This window comes from Streptomyces sp. NPDC030838, assembly GCF_055572035.1.
In genome coordinates this window covers 156,822-172,095 of the sequence record NZ_JBVIED010000009.1, presented here as the reverse complement: position 1 = coordinate 172,095, position 15,274 = coordinate 156,822, and the positions used below count along the sequence as shown (strand labels likewise).

The window sequence follows — 15,274 nt, the reverse complement described above, 5'->3', positions numbered from 1 at the left end:
TAACGGGAATCCAAGTAGTCCTACATTTGCCCAGGCGATTCGCGGAACCTTTGGAGGAGACCGGCATGACGACAGGCAAGGTGACCTGGTTCGACGCCGAGAAGAACGAAGGCACCATCACCCCGGACGGCGGCGTAGGGGAAGTCCACATCGAACCCGAGCTCGTACGGAGCGCCGGGCTGCAACTGAAGGAGGGCGATCGAGTCTCGTTCACCGCTGAAACGGACGGCACCGGAAGGATGTTTGCGGTGGAAATGGCCGTCGAGAAGTAGCTGCCCGACACGATTGTCAGCCCGCCGACCCCATCACGATCGCCTCGACGATCACGTTGGGGCCGGCCTGGGCCTGCGCGCTCGCTTACCTCTCGCAGTGGGCAGTCGGCCGACCGGGCACTACCGCCCTGCCGACCACCGCGATCGCCCAAAGACCGATGAGGCTGCTCAAACTTCGCTGCGACAGGACACGTCCGGCGGCTTTCGCGCCAGGCGGATTACGAGTGGCAAGTTGGCCGGATCCGTGCGGCGTGAGACGGAAGCGAGGCGAGTGCAGGTCACACAATCGAAACCCAGTTGTTCTGCGTGCTGCAGAACCACAGTTTGGCAAAGCTGGGCTCATTCGGATTCGTGATGACTGTGACCAGGAGGTCTCCTGGCTCGCCAGCTACGTTGGGTTGGCCAGTATCCGTGGACGTTACGGAGATGGGTCGGAGATGGAGTTGCGGCGTTCCTAGGGTCGCAAATGCTCCGCCGCGCCCGGTGACTGCGATGCCGGAGAATCCGACCACGCCGACGTCTCGGATGAGCGCGGCATCCGCCATCGCCGACCCACCAGGCACGCCTACGACACCAGGGCCACCGCCGGGAACGGCGGTAGCCGGATTGGGTCTTAGCTTTGTGCGTCTGCTGCCGCCGCGTCCCACGACTCCAGCACCCGGAAACGGAGGGCCTACGACTACGGTGGTGCTACCGGCATCTCCGACGGGGACCGTGTGCGAAAGTTCGTGACCGCCTTGACCGAACACACCGACTCGAGCCGCCTCGTCCCAGGCCGGTACATCTGCTCCGCCGGCCGCTCCGATAACCCCGCCGCCATTGGGTTGCCGGATATTGATATCTGAGGGAGCGAGCGGTTCTACCATGTGCTCCCCTCCCTGACCGAGGATCCCGGTTGCCGGGCGGCAGTGGACGTCGGACCCAATCTGATGGCCACGTCCTCCCAGCCCAGAAACACCGACCCCGGATACTTCGTCTTTCCCCTCACCCCCTTCTCCCCTCACCACCGGCCCGCTCTTGATCCCTCCCTTCCCGAGCACGCCAGAACCGCCGCTCCCGCCCCCGTTCCCGATCACCCCGGCGCCAGCACGCAAACCCGTGCCGGCTATTGCGTCGTGGTCTCCCTTTGGTATCAAGTCAGGCGAGAGGGCTGGCTCGACCACGAAGAACTCATTGCCGACGTACTCCTGCTGATTGTCTTTTCTCTTACCTCGAAGGTACGTTGTACGGCGCACCGAGTTTTGGTCACCGAGATCAAGTGCTTCGCGACAACTCGGCCACGACAAGGACTTCGAGGTCGGTGACGCGTTTGTTCTTCCAGACCTTGTCGGCCAGGCTCACCAGCAGGTCCTCGATCCTGACATCCGAGGAGCCCCACGACCCATGGCTCGTGGCGAACCGGTCCAGCTCACCGCTCACCCCCTGAGCGAGGAGCAGCTCGCGCCCGGCCACCTCGTGCTCCGAACCGGGGCCGGACAGCTCACAGACATGCGTGGTCTCGCCGATGTCGTGCGTGGCGGCCCCGAACAGCACGGCCTCCCGGTCGAAGACCAACAAGGGACACCGCCGCCCGACCCAGTCCCGGCCACTCCGGGACAGGCAGCCGCCGGACCAAGGGAACGGCGAGGCCCCAACAGTTCGGAAGCAGTAGTCCCCGACCTCGTGCGCTCTCACGGCCAGGGCGGGGAACCGCGGGAGCAGTCGCTACCGACCTGACTGCCCGTCAGCGCCCCATAAAGGCGGTGAGCCCCCTGGGTGACCGCTCCCCCGTCACACCCGCCGCGGCCGCATTGCAGGGGGCGGCCGCGGCAGACGTGGTCAGCGCGCTGCACCGGGCGTTGCACACGACTCCGCGTGTGTACAACACCGATGGTCACAGGCCCGGGTCATGTCATGGCACCGGGCACTAACCCTGCCCGGCCCCGCTGATGAGGATCTGGGAGGGCGCGGCGAAGGATACTCGTCGCCCCACATGGTCCGGAGTTCAACGGAGTGGGGCGGCTTCAGTGAGCAGCATTCGATCGGTCAGTGGCGTCTGGGTGCATGAGATGCAAACGCACGTGTGTGATCGCGCCGGGCTGGGTCGGCGGAGCTTCTAGGATCTGCGGCATGGCAACACGACTCGTTCAGATCAACATGAAGGCCAAGGACGACTCCGTGCTCGGCCGGTTCTGGGCGGAGGCGCTCGGTTGGGGTGTCGACAGCGAGGGACCCGGCGTGACCAACCTCGAACCCGTGGGCTTCGCCTACCCCGACCCCTCGGCCGTCTGCATCGACATCGTCGCCCGCCCGGAACCCAAAACGGTCAAGAACCGCGTGCACCTTGATCTGGCCACCACCTCGACTGCCCATCATGCGGAGTTGGTCGCGCGCTTGACAGATCTCGGCGGAGTTCTGCGTCCTGGAGCCCCGTCCGATCTACCGGGACACCGGGCCGATCGCCGCGGTGGTGGTCGACTGCACCGACCCACGCGCGATGGCCCGCTTCTGGGGCGAGGCGATGGACTGGACGGTGCACGAGGTCACCGACGACCACGCGACCATGCGCTCCGCGAAAGGCGTCGGCCCCTACCTGGAGTTCCTCCGCACCCCCGACACCAAGAGCGGGTGGAACCGCGTCCATCTCGACGTCTGCCCCTACCCCGATGACGACTTGGCCGCAGAGGCAGCCCGACTGCGCGCCCTGGGCGCCACCGACCCTGATTTCGATCAGTCCGCAATCTCCTGGACGGTTCTGGCCGACCCGGAAGGCAACGAGTTCTGCCTCCTCTCCCCTCGCTGACCTCGAGCAACAACCTCCGGCTGATTCCGGGGCAGCGGCGAAGACCGCGTGGCGCCGACCCATACCGCCGGAGACGGGGAAGGCGTCCCCGATGAGGCGGTGTGCGTCCGCGGCCCACGCATGCCCAGGACAGGACGGCGCCCGATCCCCTGGCCGACAACCGCAGCCTGTCTGCCGCCGGAGCCCTCGACGGCAGGCGCTGCAGCCGCACCGCGAACGCGGAGCGTTGTCGTTGACGTAGGCTCGGCGGTGGGGCCGACGCCTGCGGCGGTGGCAGGATCAGCCCGCAGCCGACGCCGCGAGGACAGCGCGTCCAGCCAGGGTCCAGCTGGTGAGGGGCGCCGGCACGCGGCGCAACCAGCAGTGGCACGTCGGATGACACCACCGCCCAGGACTCAGAGGGCTTCAACGCGGCCGGGCTTGGCGTTCCTTGATCGACTCGGCGCGTTTGACCGTCTTGCCGACGCCGTGATGCCTGGCCCGGTGGATCGAATCTGCGGAGGAAAGGCTGCCACCAGTGCTCCACCTCCGCCGGTGTGGCGGAGGTGGCCGAGCACCACGACCAGACCGGTTTCGGGTCACGGTCCGCCCGGCAGGCGCTCGACCTTCAGACGGATCAACGTGCCGTGCGGGATGGGCAGTTCCTCTTGCGCGTGGCCTGCCAGGTCGGAGTGTTTGACGGTCTCGCGGGAGCGGCCGCATTCCACCGGGGGGTGAGTCCACGACCCATACATCGTCGCTCCACACCGAGGTGGTGGCGGCCAGGACTCGTTCTCGTCTCCGCAGGCACCCCTTGGACCACACCACCAGGAGGAACCAGTGTCATACCCGCAAGCGCTCACCCCCGAGGAGAGACTCGCCGACGCGAAGAAGCAGCTGAGCCTCCCGCGTATCGTCGTGATCTGCGGCTCCACCCGTTTCATGACCGAGATGACCGAGGCCGATCTGCGGGAGACCAAGGCCGGGAAGATTGTCGTCAAACCGGGTTGCGACATGAAGTCGCCGCACGAACTTTGGTCCGATCCTGTCGAGGCCGAGGCGCTGAAGGTTCGACTCGACGATCTGCACCGGGCGAAGATCCGGCTCGCTGATGAGGTGCTCGTAGTCGGCGACTACATCGGAGACAGCACGCGAGCCGAAATCGCCTACGCCCGGTCGCTGGGCAGGCCCGTGCGGTTCACGCACCCCGAAGTCGACCCTGAGGCCTGACCGCCCGCTGTCACCTCGACAACCAGGGTCGGCAGCCCACCGCCTGACTGTCTTGCGGTGGCTTCGGCCGCCGCCCACCCCACACCACCCGCAGGCATCCCTTGGAATTGATCATCTAGACCGCGGCCTCCCGTGCCGGTTCCTGGGTGGCGGCGCGGCGTGTCTCGTGCCGGGCGACCCGGGGCTCGGCGAGCAGGACCGCCACGGCACAGGCTCCGAGCAGGCCGCCGACGAGCACCGTGCCCCGTACGCCGGGGCCGGTGGTCAGCAGGAAACCGCCGAGGAAGGAGCCACCCGCGATACCGACGTTGAAGACCGCGGAGCCGGTGGCCGAGGCCAACTCGGTGCTGCCGGGCGCCACATGGAGGATCCTGTTCTGCAACGCCGTGGTCATCGATGACATGGCGAATCCCAGCAGGGCGATCAGGCAGACGGCCACGAAAGCCGTGCCGCCGAACACGTACAGGCCGAACATCGTCGCCGTCAGCAGGGCCACGGCCAGCACCAGCGTGCCGCGGGGCCGGTGGTCCACCACGGCGCCGGCCAGGACGGTACCCGCGATGCCCGCGATGCCCGAGGCCAGCAGCAGCGGGGCCACGGCCGCCTGGGAGAAACCGGTCACCTCTGTGAGGAAGACGGTGATGTAGGTGTACCCGGCGAAGACACCGCAGATCACCAGGGCGGTCGCCGCCATCAGCACCAGGAACCGGCGGCGGCTGGGTTCGGCGCCGGTCGTGGCGTGGCCCTCCTCCCCGGCCATGGACGGCAGCAGCGTGACGACCGCGAGCAGGGCGAGGAAGCCGAAGCCGCTCATCACCAGGAAGGGCACTCGCCAGCCGGTCTGCTGGCCCAGCCAGGTGCCGGCCGGGACACCCACCACACCGGCCAGCGAGAGACCGGAGAACAGCCCGGCGATCACCCGTCCGCGTACCTCGGGAGAAAAGAGACCGGCGGCGGTCGCCGCGACAATCGACCAGAACACCGAGTGGGTGAGCGCGACGGTGATCCGGGCCGCGAACAGGACCCAGTAGCCGGGGGTGGCGGCGGAGACGAGGTTCGCCACCACGAACAGGATCAGCAGCCAGGCGAGCAGAGCCCGTCGTGGCACCCTGCGGACCAGATGGGTCAGGGGAACCGAGGCGACCGCCACCACGATGCCGTACCCGGTCACCAGCCGGCCGGCCTCGGTCTCGGAGACCCCCAGATCCTCCGCGATCAACGGGAGCAGACCGACGGGCAGCGTCTCGACAGTACTGAGCGAGAACAGCGCCAGTGCCAGGGCCCCCACGACGACCACCGCGGCCGAGGTGCGTATCGGGGGTTTGCTTCCAGCCTCCGGCACTGTCCTGTCCTTCCCGTTCCGGTGGAGCCGGTGACCGGACGGCCGAGGTAGCGGGCGCCGGGCCGGGCGACGTCATTGAATACGCCTCCCGCTTTCCCACGCAAGGGAATTGCTGTAACCGGCCCGTAAACTGCGGCCGGATGCTGGTTTTGGGCCGGAGTGCAGAGTCAGTCGAAATCTTTCGAAGGTTGAGATCGGCCTGCGGAACCCTGTTTTTTGGGTGCCTGCACGCCTCTCAACGGACCATCTCTGCGTACGGTGGACGACACACCAGGCGGAAACCACGAGCAAAGACAGGCGGACCGATATCGCCTTTCTCGGCTGCGGCTATGCGGCTGATTCGCCCATGCCCCTGCCTTCTCGTTCTGCGGCCCCCCGACGGAATGCGGAGCAAGCGGAAACGGATCCTCCCAGCTCACCAACCTCAGCCTCGCCGAGATCAGACGCTTGATCACCCGACCAACCGACCGTCGACCCACCCCGATCGGCCACATCCTGCACTCGTCGACATGGCGCCACAGACGCCAACGCCAGGCCCGCATTACTGGCTCTAACAAAGCCTCTGGACGTGTCGGTGGGTGATCAGGCAGACGCGAGGCCGAGGAAGGCTTCGTGGATGTCGTCGCGTCGTTCCCAGCGGATCCGCAGGCGGCGGAAGCCGTGCAGCCAGGAGATCGTCCGTTCCACGACCCAGCGGAAGGTGCCCAGGCCGGTGCCGTGCTGCTGACCCCGTTCGGCGATCGCGGGCCGGATCCCGCGCTGCCGCAGGATCCGGCGGTACTTGTCGTGGTCGTAGCCACGGTCCGCGAAGAGCATGTCGGGCCGCCGGCGTGGCCGGCCGACGACTCCCGCGACTGCTGGGGTCTTGTCCAGCAGGGGCAGGAGTTGTGTGACGTCATTGCGGTTTCCGCCGGTCAGTGACACCGCGAGTGGGATGCCCTGGCCGTCGGTGATGATGTGGTGCTTGCTGCCCGGGCGCGCGCGGTCGACCGGGCTTGGGCCGCTTTTGGGCCCCTGCGTGCGGCCCGGACGTGGGAGGAGTCGATCACCGCCCGGGACCAGTCCAGCTGGTTCTTCGACCGCAGCTTGTTCAGCAGCAGCTGGTGAAGCTGGTCCCACACGCCGGCCTCGTTCCAGGCCGCCAGGCGGCGCCAGCAGGTCATGCCCGAACCGAAGCCCAGCTCCTGGGGCAGGTACTCCCACTGGATGCCGGTGTGCAGGACGAACAGGATGCCGCACAGGGCCTGCCGGTCGGGGACTCGAGGCCGCCTTCCACCTGTTTCGGCGGTGGCTCGGGCAGCAACGGCTCGATGAGCGGCCACAGTTCGTCCGACACGATCCACGGCCGCGACTGACGCTTCCCCATGGCATGGTGTCGCCGCTGGCGCCTGCACCATGGAGGCGGCGTGGGCTGCCTTTGAGGAGTTCGTGCAGGTACCGGTCGAGGGGATCGCGGGTCCTGAGGACGACGGGGACGGCGTCATCGTTGAGTGGGGCGTCTGGGACTGGACCGGGAATCGGCCTGCGGTGTCACTTGGGCGACTGCTGGCCGTCAACGAGGACGGCGACCGGAATGATCCGTACTGGCAGCCCCAGTACTGGAAGGTGGAGTTCCAGGCGTGCTTCGCCGAGGACCCCGCCTGGGCAGACCTACACATCAGCGGTGGCGGAGACAGCGGCTTCGATCACGCTGCCGTCGGCGGGACCAGAGCAGAAGCGCTCGCGGAGACACGCCGTTTCATCGATCAGGACCCGCTCCTCAGCGTGATGTGGCGGTCCGCGCCGATCGACATCGAAGTCACGCTCGACCGGGCAGGCTAGACCGCCTGCGTGTCACCTATCTGACCAGATGAAGATCCCTGCGACGTGGAGTCCGGCGAGGTAGATGGTGGCGGTCTTGTCGTATCGGGTGGCCAGGCCGCGCCACTGCTTGAGCTTGTTTGATGCAGCGCTCGACTGTGTTGCGTTGTTTGTAGGCGTCGCGGTCGAAGGCCGGTGGTCTGCCGCCGTGGCTGCCGAGGCGTTTGCGGTTGGCGGCCTGGTCGGCGGGCTGTGAAATCACCGCCCGGATACCGCGTCGGCGGAGATGGGTCCGGATCGCGCGGGACGAGTAGGCCTTGTCGGCCAGGATCACGTCCGGTGTGGTCCTGGGCCGGCCGATGGGCCGCGGCACCCGCAGGCGGGCCATGACCTCGGGGAACGCGGGTGCGTCACCGGCCTGGCCAGGCGTGATGACGAACGCGAGTGGGCAGCAGCGGCTGTCCGCGGCGAGGTGGATCTTGGTGGTCAGTCCGCCGCGGGACCGGCCGGGGGCATGGCCGTCCGGCTCGCCGGCCGGTGCCCCTTTTGACGGGCCCCGGCGGCGTGCTGATGAGCCCGGACGATGGTGGAGTCGACCGCGACGACCCAGTCCAAGTCGCCTTCGGCGTCAGCCTGGGCGAGCAGGGCGGTGAAGACTTTCTCCCAGGTGCCGTCGGCGGCCCACTTCCGCAGGCGATTGTGGGCGCCCTTCCAAGACCCAAAGTGCTCGGGCAGGTCCATCCACGGCGTCCCGGTGCGGTACTTGAAGGCAATCGCGTCGATCACCTGTCGGTGATCCCGCCACCGCCCGCCCCGCTTCGGCGTCCGGTCCGGCAGCAACGGCTCGATGCGTGCCCACTGGGCGTCAGTCAACGGCACACATCAACCAACGATCAGATGATCCGTTAGGAAACGCCCTAGGGGGCATCTTGCCGATCATGCCGGCGCCTGACCCGTCCGAGCGGCGATCAATCGTTTCCCCTGTGGGTCGTACGGATGACGGTGCCCAACACACCCGGTGTTCCGGACGGCGTTCCTCCCGCTGCTGGTCCACTGGCGGCCCCGGGCGCGCTCCCCGGTACGGGCCCGCCCCGGCCTGCCGGCGGTGTGCGCTCTTCCCCGTCCCCCGGAAGGACACGCGCGATGACCGCCACCACGAAGCGCCCCCGGATCGCCGCCCTGCTCGACCGCGATCCCCAGACCTTGTTCGCCGCCCGGACCGAGGAGTCGGTCGCGGACATCGAGGAGCTGCGCCAGGTGCGCCTGGCCGAGCGGATGGCCGCCCGGCGCGACGTCAACGTCCTGGCCCCGGTCCTCTACAACGCAGTCGGTCGCCAGGCCGCCGGCGCCGAGCTGACGGACCTGGAGCGCGACCTTCTAGCCTCGGCCGGCGCCATCGGTGCCGACTCAGCCGCGCTCGCGGCGCAGGCCGCCGCCTACGGGGCGGCGGCGCCGGACCGCCTGGCGCTCTACTTCCCGGCCGCCGTCAGCGGTCTCGGCGCCGGCCGGGGCCTGTCCTACGGCGACCTGTTCGACCACCTGAACACGGTCCTCGACCGGTCGGAAGCCGCCGCCGACGGCAGCGCCGATGGTACGGCGCCGCTGCTGGGCGGCCTGGTGACCGCCGGCGCCTCCCGCTCCGGCGGGCCGCTGACGCTCCACCCCGCCGGCTCCGTGGACTGGGAGAAGTGGGTCAAGGAGGCCAGGAAGGCGTTCAGCGGGTACTGGATCCTGGCGGACGGCTTCTTCTGCCGTGAGGAGTCCGACGAGGCGTCCGCGTCCGACGAGGTGTACTGGATCTACAGCGCCACCGGCGGCAAGAAGACCGGCTACAACATCACCAGCACCTACGAGGACGTGGACTCCGGTGAGAGGCACACCCTCAAGGGCGCCGACCGGGTCATCTGGCACGGCGACGAGCCGACGGACGTGATCGTCACCATCGAGGCGTGGGAGGAGGACTTCGGGAAGAACGCGGTCCGCTCCAAGATCGGCAAGTTCCTGGAGGAGTGGGGCCAGAAGATGCTGGAGAAACTCGAGAAGGAGCTGCCGAAGGACCCCGACGAGGCCCGCTCCCAGGCCATCCGGAAGCTGTTCTACGCCTGCGTGGCGCTGCTCGGGAAGGTCATCGGGGATCTCGACGACGACCTGATCCAGCGCCAGCTGTTCCCCGACGTCTGGACGAAGATGTACCTCTCGGTCGCCAAGCCCGACCCCGGCCCCGACGACCATGTCGCCTTCAACTTCCGCAGCCCGGGCAACGGCGAGCACGACCTCTTCACCTACACGCAGCACATCCCGAAGCCTGCGGCCGGGGCCGGGCCCGAGGCCCGGCCCGGTGGCGCCCGGAGCCAGGCCGTGTCCTAGGAGGTCTCGCCGATCATTTGTCAAGCCAAATGAGGGTGCTGGCGAGGGTGATCGCGGCGAGGTAGCGGTCGGGGCGTTTGTCGTGGCGGGTGGCGATGCCGCGCCATTGCTTGAGGCGGTGGAAGCAGCGTTCGACGACGTTGCGGCGCCGGTAGGCGGCCTTGTCGAACCCGCATTGATCCCGCCAGCGGCCACGAGCCCGGCCCACGGGCGGCAGCAACGGCGCGATCACCGCCCACGCAGCGTCAGAAATCTCCCCATCCCTCACCACCGGACCAACGATCCGATGATCGGAAAGACACCCCCTAGGCCGCGGAGCCTTCGGGGCTCGGGGTGCGAGTGAGCAGGTCGGCGACCCGGGCGATCATCTGGCTCTCCTCGCCGTCGCGGGCGGTCGTCGGGTGGTACGCGAGCACAAAGCGACGTTGCTGGTCACGAGTGGAGAACGCGGCGTTCTTGTAGCCGTACGTCTCGCCGGTCTTGCCCCAGAAGGTGACGCCGTTGACGGTGGCCTGCTGCAGTCCGGCGCTGTAGCGGGCCGGAGAGCCGTCCAGCATCCGCACGTCGTTCGGCGGCAGGGTGAACATCAGCTGAAGCAGCTCGGGCGGGAGCAACTCGCCGGAGAACAGCGCGGCGAGCATCCGGTCGATGTCTCCCGTGGTGGAGATCATGTCGCCCTCGCCCCGGCTGGAGGACTGGTCGTACGTGGTGATGTCCCGCAGGCTGCCGTCGGCCATCTTCAGGTAGCCGTGCACGTGCCGGCCGTGGATGTGCGGGTCGTCGCCCGGCACGACGGTGCGCGTCAGGCCCAGCGGGCGCAGGATGCGGGCCGCGACGGCCTCCCCGTACGGGCGGCCGGTCACCTTCTCGACGATCAGTGCGGCCAGCGCGTAGTTGATGCCGCGGTACTCCTGCCGGGTGCCCGGGGCGAACTTCAGCGGTCCGTGCGTCGCCGTCGCCACCCACTCCTGCGGCGTCCAGTGGTCGAAGCGGTGGCGGAAGACGTCCTCGGCGGTTTTCGGGTCGGGGATGCCGACGTGGTCGGGCAGTCCGCTGGTGTGGTTCAGCAGGTGCGCCACGGTGACATCCGCGAACCGGGCCGGCAGCAGCTCCGGCAGGACGCGCCGCACCGACGCGTCCAGGCCGACCCTGTCCTCCGCCACCAGCTGCAGCACCACCGTGGCGACGAAGACCTTGGTGATGCTGCCGATCCGGACCTTGTCATGCGCCGTCACCGGCCGCTGCGTCCGGATGTCGGCCACACCCGAGGTGCCGCGCCAGTGGCCGGCCGTGCCGCCGACTCGCAGTTGGGCGGCGGTCGACGGAGGGTGCTTCAGGTCGTCGATCGCCGCCTGCAGAGCGGCGGGGTCCAGCGGCGGGAGCGGCGCGGGTAAGGCGGTGGCGCGGTGCGCGGGCAGCACCGCGGTTGCGGCCAGCGCGGCCGTCCCCGACAAGGCGACGCCCACAAAGGTCCTTCGTGACATGCGCGTTGAAGTCATGCCTTTCAGGCTGTCAGCGGGCACATCCCCGAGCATCGGGGTTCGCCCCGGAGTGATCCCCGATCACACCCTGACCCGTCCCGCACACGGATGACCTCGCCGACGCTCCAGGAAGCTCTCGCGGTCACCGCTTCGGTCAACGCACCACTCGTCTGCGGGACGCGGTACAGGGCGCCGGGACGCGTCGGTGCGAGGCTTGCCGCGGCCGGGACAGGTGAGGTCGTGGCGGCGTTGTCGGCAGCTGCCGGGCGGGGGTTTGACATGGCCCCGCAGTGGGGCCAGGCCGTTGGTGTGTGGCGGAACTCGCCCCCGTGTGATCGAGGGTCCCCCTAGGAACGGCTCGTTCCGATTGCAGACGTGAGGACCTCAACTTAGCGTCAAGTGTCGGATTTATCCGACACGCACCCCCTACGCCAACACAGCCCTTGTGTTGGCCTTCCCATGGCATCGAACGGAGCATTCATGTCGGTGATGAGCGGTACTCAACCCCTCCAGCAGTACGGCCAGCAGGCCGGCGGTCAGCAGCTGGGCGGCCCGCAGCAGATCGCCCAGATGGTCCAGCAGTCCATCCAGCAGGCGTGTCAGCAGACGGCCCAGCAGGTCGCGCAGCAGGTGCAGCAGACGTTCCAGCAGATCCAGCAGATCCAGCAGCAGCTGCAGCACCGGCCTGAACTGGCTCAGCAGGCGCACCCGTACATGGCTCTCGCGCTGCACCGCGCGCTGGCCGGGGCCGTTCGCCACGCCGTGGAGCAGTCCGTGCAGCAGGCGCTGCCCAACACGATCGTGACGCTGCTCCAGCAGAGCCAGCAGGGCATGCAGGGCCAGCAGGGCATCCAGGGGCAGCAGGGCATGCAGGGCCAGCAGCCGTGGGGTGGCGGGTACAGCCCGCAGTCGTTCCCGCAGTACCAGCAGCCCGGCTTCGGGTTCGGCCAGATGGGTGGTCAGCCCTTCGGTATGGGCTGACATCCGGCGGCGCGCGATGCGGTGTGCCCGGGAGCGGTTCCCGGGCACACCGCATCACCGTGGAAGCGCGAGCCGGCCCTCGGATCAGGAGCACAAGGACGACGTAGGCGTGGTGAAAGTGGACGTAATGGTCAAGGACAGGCCCCGAAACAACAGCGAGAGCGGGTCCAAGGGTGCAGGCACCGACGGATCGGCACCCGAGGGCGGCGAAGAGGCACCGCGCAAGAAGACTGCGCCGTCGCCGGTCGCGGTGCAGCCGCGCCGGGAGCGGTACCTGGTGACACCGCTGCCACGGCATCTGCTCCCCCCAGGAGTGCCCGAACTGAGCATGGACGCGGTGTGTGACCAACTGGAGCGCATGCCCGAGGTCACCCTTACGCGCAGGCTCCGTCCGTCGGAGAAACTGCGGTCGGCCGGGCTGGCCGCCTCCTGCCCGGAGATCGCGGTGGTCGAGGCGCCCGAGGCCCAGCTACCGGCGATGCGGACGCTACACGTACACATCGAACCGGACCTGCCGCTGTCCGGCACCGGACCCGCCGCCGCTCCGACCGCGGGAGTCCTGCCGCTGCGCGATCCCGGGCTGATCATGCCACTGGAGCGACCTGTGGAGATCTCGCTGCGCGTCTGCGGCCCAGAGGGAGAACCGCTGGCCGGCGCCGGCGTGTTCCTGATCGGATCGTCATGGCCGGGCCACGGCGTCACCGCGGGCGACGGGACCGTCACCGTCACGCTGCCCACGGAAACCGTGAGCTCCATTCAGTCCCTGTACGTCCGGCCCACAGGCGATTACACCGACCGCTGGATCAACCGTCCGGACCTGTCGATGAGCGAGGAGAACCTGGTCACCCTGACGCCCTTGGCCAAGGTGTACCCGGGCCTGGAAGAGAGACAGGGGTACGGCTGGGGCCAGCAGGCCATGCGTCTGGACCGGCTGCCTCCCACGTTCCGCGCCTTCGGGATCAAGATCGCGGTCATCGGCTCGGGCGTCGCCGCCGAGCACCCCGACCTGAAGCAGCGAGTGCGCTCCGGGATCGACCTCGTCTGCGGTACGAAGGAAGGCTGGGCCTCTGACCCGGTCGGCACGGGTACCCATGCGGCGGGCGTCATTGCCGGGGCGGACACCGGCAAGGGGGTCATCGGCACTGCGGTCGACGCCGAGATCGAGGTCTGTCAGGTACTGCCCGGCGGCTGCTTCAGCGATCTGATCGCAGCCCTGGACCATTGCATCGAGCAAGAGGTCGATGTCGCGCACATCGCCGTGGCGACGCCGTATCCGTCGGCGCTGGTCTCGCGCAAACTGGCCGACGCCAACATGGCGGGTATCGCCTGCGTCGCCCCGGCGGGCGACACCGGCGGACCGGTCTGCTTCCCCGGCTCGCTGCCGACCGTGTTCACCGTGGGTGCCCTCGGAGTCTTCGGATCCTTCCCGCCCGACACCTCCCAAGCCACCCATGTCGGTCCGCAGCTGACACCGGAAGGGCTGTTCGCCGCGCCGTTCAGCTGCTATGGCCCAGGGGTCGACGCCGCCGCCCCCGGCGTGGCGGTGCTGTCATGCTCTTCGCACGGCGGATACACGGCCCTCGACGGGACCGGTACGGCCTCGGCCCACGTCGCCGGGCTCGCCGCCCTCGTCCTCGCCCACCACGAGGACTTCCACGGCCAGCTGCTGCCCCGCGGACCCGGCCGGGTACGACACCTGTTCGAGATCATCGCCGCCAGCTGCCGCCCACTGGCCGCACCGGGCAGCATGGAGGCCGCCCGCGTCGGGCGCGGCCTGCCCGACGCCCTCACCGCCCTCTGCCTGGCCCCGGGAGTGCAACTCGCTCCGGCCATGACCCCCTTCACCTCGACTCTCACCGGTTGAGGCCCTTCGCAGCAAGAGGTCCTCCGAACGGCACCCCGAGACGAGAGGAGGGGTGCCGTTCGGCGGCGTAGCCTCGTATGGGAGCCACATCCCGTCACGAGTCGGCCGTCGTGGCCGGCACCAGGGCCGGGGTCGGCGCCGCGGCCGACATGCCGGCCCAAGAGACCACTGGGAGTCGGCGATGACGCAGGCAGAAGGACGTAGACCAATCGTGGCCGGCGTCGACCCCGAGCCGGGGAAACGCACGGCGCTCGCCTGGGCCGCCGACGAGGCAGCCCGACGCCACCTGCCACTGCTGCTGGTGCTCGCGCAGAACGTGCCGACCCCCGGGTACCGGCCGACGGGCGGTCGGCCGTCCTGGGAGCAGTGGAACGAGGCACTGCATGTGACGGGGAATCGCTTGCTGGAAGACGCGGTGGCCTTCGTGGAGTCGCGGCATCCGCAGGTGCTGGTATCCGGGCTGCTGGCGGAGGGCCATCCGGCGTGGGTACTGCGCGAGCAGGCACAGAACGCCACGGAGGTCGTGATCGGTTCCTGGCATCTGAGTGCTGTCCAGGAGCTTTTCACCTCCGCCTCGGTCGCCCTGCCGCTCATCGCCCACGCGCCCTGCCCGGTCGTGGTCGTACGGGAGTCGGAACACGTCACTCAGGAGAAGCCGTACTTCGTGCTGGGGGCCGACGGCAGCCCTCAGTCCGCTGCCGCCGTCGACTTCGCGTTCGAGGAGGCCGCCCTGCGCGGCGCCGCCCTACGGGCCTTGTACGTGTGGCAGCCTCCGCGGCTCGGAGCCCTGGACGAGGACGCGGCCGTCGAGGAGTGCCGCAGGCTTCTGTCGGAGGCGGTTGCCGGGCGTGCTGCCGCCTACCCGGAGGTGGAACTGCACCACGAGGTGGTGCGAGGCCACCCGGTACAGGTACTCACCAAGATGTCCGAACACGCCCTAGGGCTGGTCGTCGGCACACGCGGGCACGGCGGCTTCACCGGCATGCTGCTGGGCTCCGTCAGCCAGGGCGTATTGCACCACGCATACTGCCCGGTCATCGCTGTCCCGCACGCGCACGACCAGTGACCTGCGGTTCACTGGCAGAGGCCGCAGCTTGTACAAGTCGTTGTCCACCGGCTCGGGCGGGATGCAGGAGGCCCTCCGGGTTGCGGCCTTCACCCGAGGTGCCATCGTGG

11 protein-coding genes and 5 pseudogenes are annotated in these 15,274 nt (G+C 68.8%); 8 read left to right on the top strand and 8 right to left on the bottom strand.

Going from position 1 to position 15,274, the window contains the following annotated elements:
• Window positions 1-65 precede the first annotated feature (65 nt).
• Window positions 66-272, top strand: a complete 207-nt coding sequence (locus ACZ42A_RS23470) for a cold-shock protein (protein WP_468529210.1) — start codon at window positions 66-68, stop codon at window positions 270-272.
• 1,254 nt (window positions 273-1,526) lie between these two features.
• On the opposite strand, the gene ACZ42A_RS23465 is transcribed toward ACZ42A_RS23470, so the two are convergent.
• Window positions 1,527-1,829 (bottom strand): HD domain-containing protein, encoded by a 303-nt coding sequence (locus ACZ42A_RS23465; protein WP_468529209.1) that lies wholly within the window; start codon window positions 1,827-1,829, stop codon window positions 1,527-1,529.
• A gap of 552 nt (window positions 1,830-2,381) precedes the next feature.
• Here ACZ42A_RS23465 and ACZ42A_RS23460 point away from each other — a divergent pair.
• A pseudogene (locus ACZ42A_RS23460) lies at window positions 2,382-3,054 on the top strand (VOC family protein).
• A gap of 487 nt (window positions 3,055-3,541) precedes the next feature.
• Here the strand turns inward: ACZ42A_RS23460 and ACZ42A_RS23455 are convergent.
• Window positions 3,542-3,710: pseudogene (locus ACZ42A_RS23455) on the bottom strand (NF041680 family putative transposase); the annotation flags it as partial.
• Window positions 3,702-3,828, bottom strand: a pseudogene (locus ACZ42A_RS23450) (IS982 family transposase); the annotation flags it as partial. The pseudogenes ACZ42A_RS23450 and ACZ42A_RS23455, both read right to left, overlap by 9 nt.
• A gap of 45 nt (window positions 3,829-3,873) precedes the next feature.
• Here ACZ42A_RS23450 and ACZ42A_RS23445 point away from each other — a divergent pair.
• On the top strand, window positions 3,874-4,263 hold the full coding sequence (locus ACZ42A_RS23445) for a hypothetical protein (RefSeq protein ID WP_468529208.1): 390 nt from the start codon (window positions 3,874-3,876) through the stop codon (window positions 4,261-4,263).
• A 115-nt stretch (window positions 4,264-4,378) separates the two neighbouring features.
• Here the strand turns inward: ACZ42A_RS23445 and ACZ42A_RS23440 are convergent, their stop codons facing one another.
• Together ACZ42A_RS23440 and ACZ42A_RS23435 are read right to left on the bottom strand one after the other, a co-directional pair.
• A complete protein-coding gene (locus tag ACZ42A_RS23440) occupies window positions 4,379-5,605 on the bottom strand; it encodes an MFS transporter (protein ID WP_468529207.1) in 1,227 nt (408 codons plus the stop codon).
• 550 nt (window positions 5,606-6,155) lie between these two features.
• Window positions 6,156-6,971 (bottom strand): annotated as a pseudogene (locus tag ACZ42A_RS23435) (IS5 family transposase).
• Window positions 6,972-7,033: 62 nt separating this feature from the next.
• Here ACZ42A_RS23435 and ACZ42A_RS23430 point away from each other — a divergent pair.
• Window positions 7,034-7,426, top strand: coding sequence for a hypothetical protein (locus ACZ42A_RS23430; protein ID WP_468529206.1), 393 nt, complete (start codon window positions 7,034-7,036; stop codon window positions 7,424-7,426).
• A 12-nt stretch (window positions 7,427-7,438) separates the two neighbouring features.
• Here ACZ42A_RS23430 and ACZ42A_RS23425 read toward each other — a convergent pair.
• Window positions 7,439-8,284 (bottom strand): annotated as a pseudogene (locus tag ACZ42A_RS23425) (IS5 family transposase).
• 264 nt (window positions 8,285-8,548) lie between these two features.
• Between ACZ42A_RS23425 and ACZ42A_RS23420 the strand changes: the two are divergent.
• Entirely contained in the window at window positions 8,549-9,772 is a 1,224-nt protein-coding gene (locus ACZ42A_RS23420; protein WP_468529205.1) for a hypothetical protein, read from the top strand.
• A gap of 13 nt (window positions 9,773-9,785) precedes the next feature.
• Here the strand turns inward: ACZ42A_RS23420 and ACZ42A_RS23415 are convergent, their stop codons facing one another.
• Both ACZ42A_RS23415 and ACZ42A_RS23410 read right to left on the bottom strand, forming a co-directional pair.
• A complete protein-coding gene (locus tag ACZ42A_RS23415; RefSeq protein WP_468529204.1) occupies window positions 9,786-10,004 on the bottom strand; it encodes a transposase in 219 nt (72 codons plus the stop codon).
• A gap of 73 nt (window positions 10,005-10,077) precedes the next feature.
• Window positions 10,078-11,271 carry a serine hydrolase domain-containing protein gene (locus ACZ42A_RS23410; protein ID WP_468529203.1) on the bottom strand — a complete coding sequence of 398 codons (1,194 nt, stop codon included), beginning with the start codon at window positions 11,269-11,271 and terminating at the stop codon, window positions 10,078-10,080.
• Between the two features lie 471 nt (window positions 11,272-11,742).
• Here ACZ42A_RS23410 and ACZ42A_RS23405 point away from each other — a divergent pair, with 471 nt between their 5' ends.
• The 3 genes from ACZ42A_RS23405 to ACZ42A_RS23395 all read left to right on the top strand — a co-directional run bounded on the left by ACZ42A_RS23405 (window position 11,743) and on the right by ACZ42A_RS23395 (window position 15,164).
• Window positions 11,743-12,234, top strand: a complete 492-nt coding sequence (locus ACZ42A_RS23405) for a hypothetical protein (protein ID WP_468529202.1) — start codon at window positions 11,743-11,745, stop codon at window positions 12,232-12,234.
• Window positions 12,235-12,361: 127 nt separating this feature from the next.
• Entirely contained in the window at window positions 12,362-14,098 is a 1,737-nt protein-coding gene (locus tag ACZ42A_RS23400) for a S8 family serine peptidase (protein ID WP_468529201.1), read from the top strand.
• A gap of 181 nt (window positions 14,099-14,279) precedes the next feature.
• Entirely contained in the window at window positions 14,280-15,164 is an 885-nt protein-coding gene (locus ACZ42A_RS23395) for a universal stress protein (RefSeq protein WP_468529200.1), read from the top strand.
• The last annotated feature ends 110 nt before the right edge of the window (window positions 15,165-15,274 follow it).

Bases quoted from the DNA above. Each gene is read 5' to 3' on its own strand.
- ACZ42A_RS23470 (WP_468529210.1), top strand. From the start codon at position 66: ATGACGACAGGCAAGGTGACCTGGTTCGACGCCGAGAAGAACGAAGGC.
- ACZ42A_RS23420 (WP_468529205.1), top strand. From the start codon at position 8,549: ATGACCGCCACCACGAAGCGCCCCCGGATCGCCGCCCTGCTCGACCGC.
- ACZ42A_RS23410 (WP_468529203.1), bottom strand. From the start codon at position 11,271: ATGACTTCAACGCGCATGTCACGAAGGACCTTTGTGGGCGTCGCCTTG.
- ACZ42A_RS23405 (WP_468529202.1), top strand. From the start codon at position 11,743: ATGAGCGGTACTCAACCCCTCCAGCAGTACGGCCAGCAGGCCGGCGGT.
- ACZ42A_RS23400 (WP_468529201.1), top strand. From the start codon at position 12,362: ATGGTCAAGGACAGGCCCCGAAACAACAGCGAGAGCGGGTCCAAGGGT.
- ACZ42A_RS23395 (WP_468529200.1), top strand. From the start codon at position 14,280: ATGACGCAGGCAGAAGGACGTAGACCAATCGTGGCCGGCGTCGACCCC.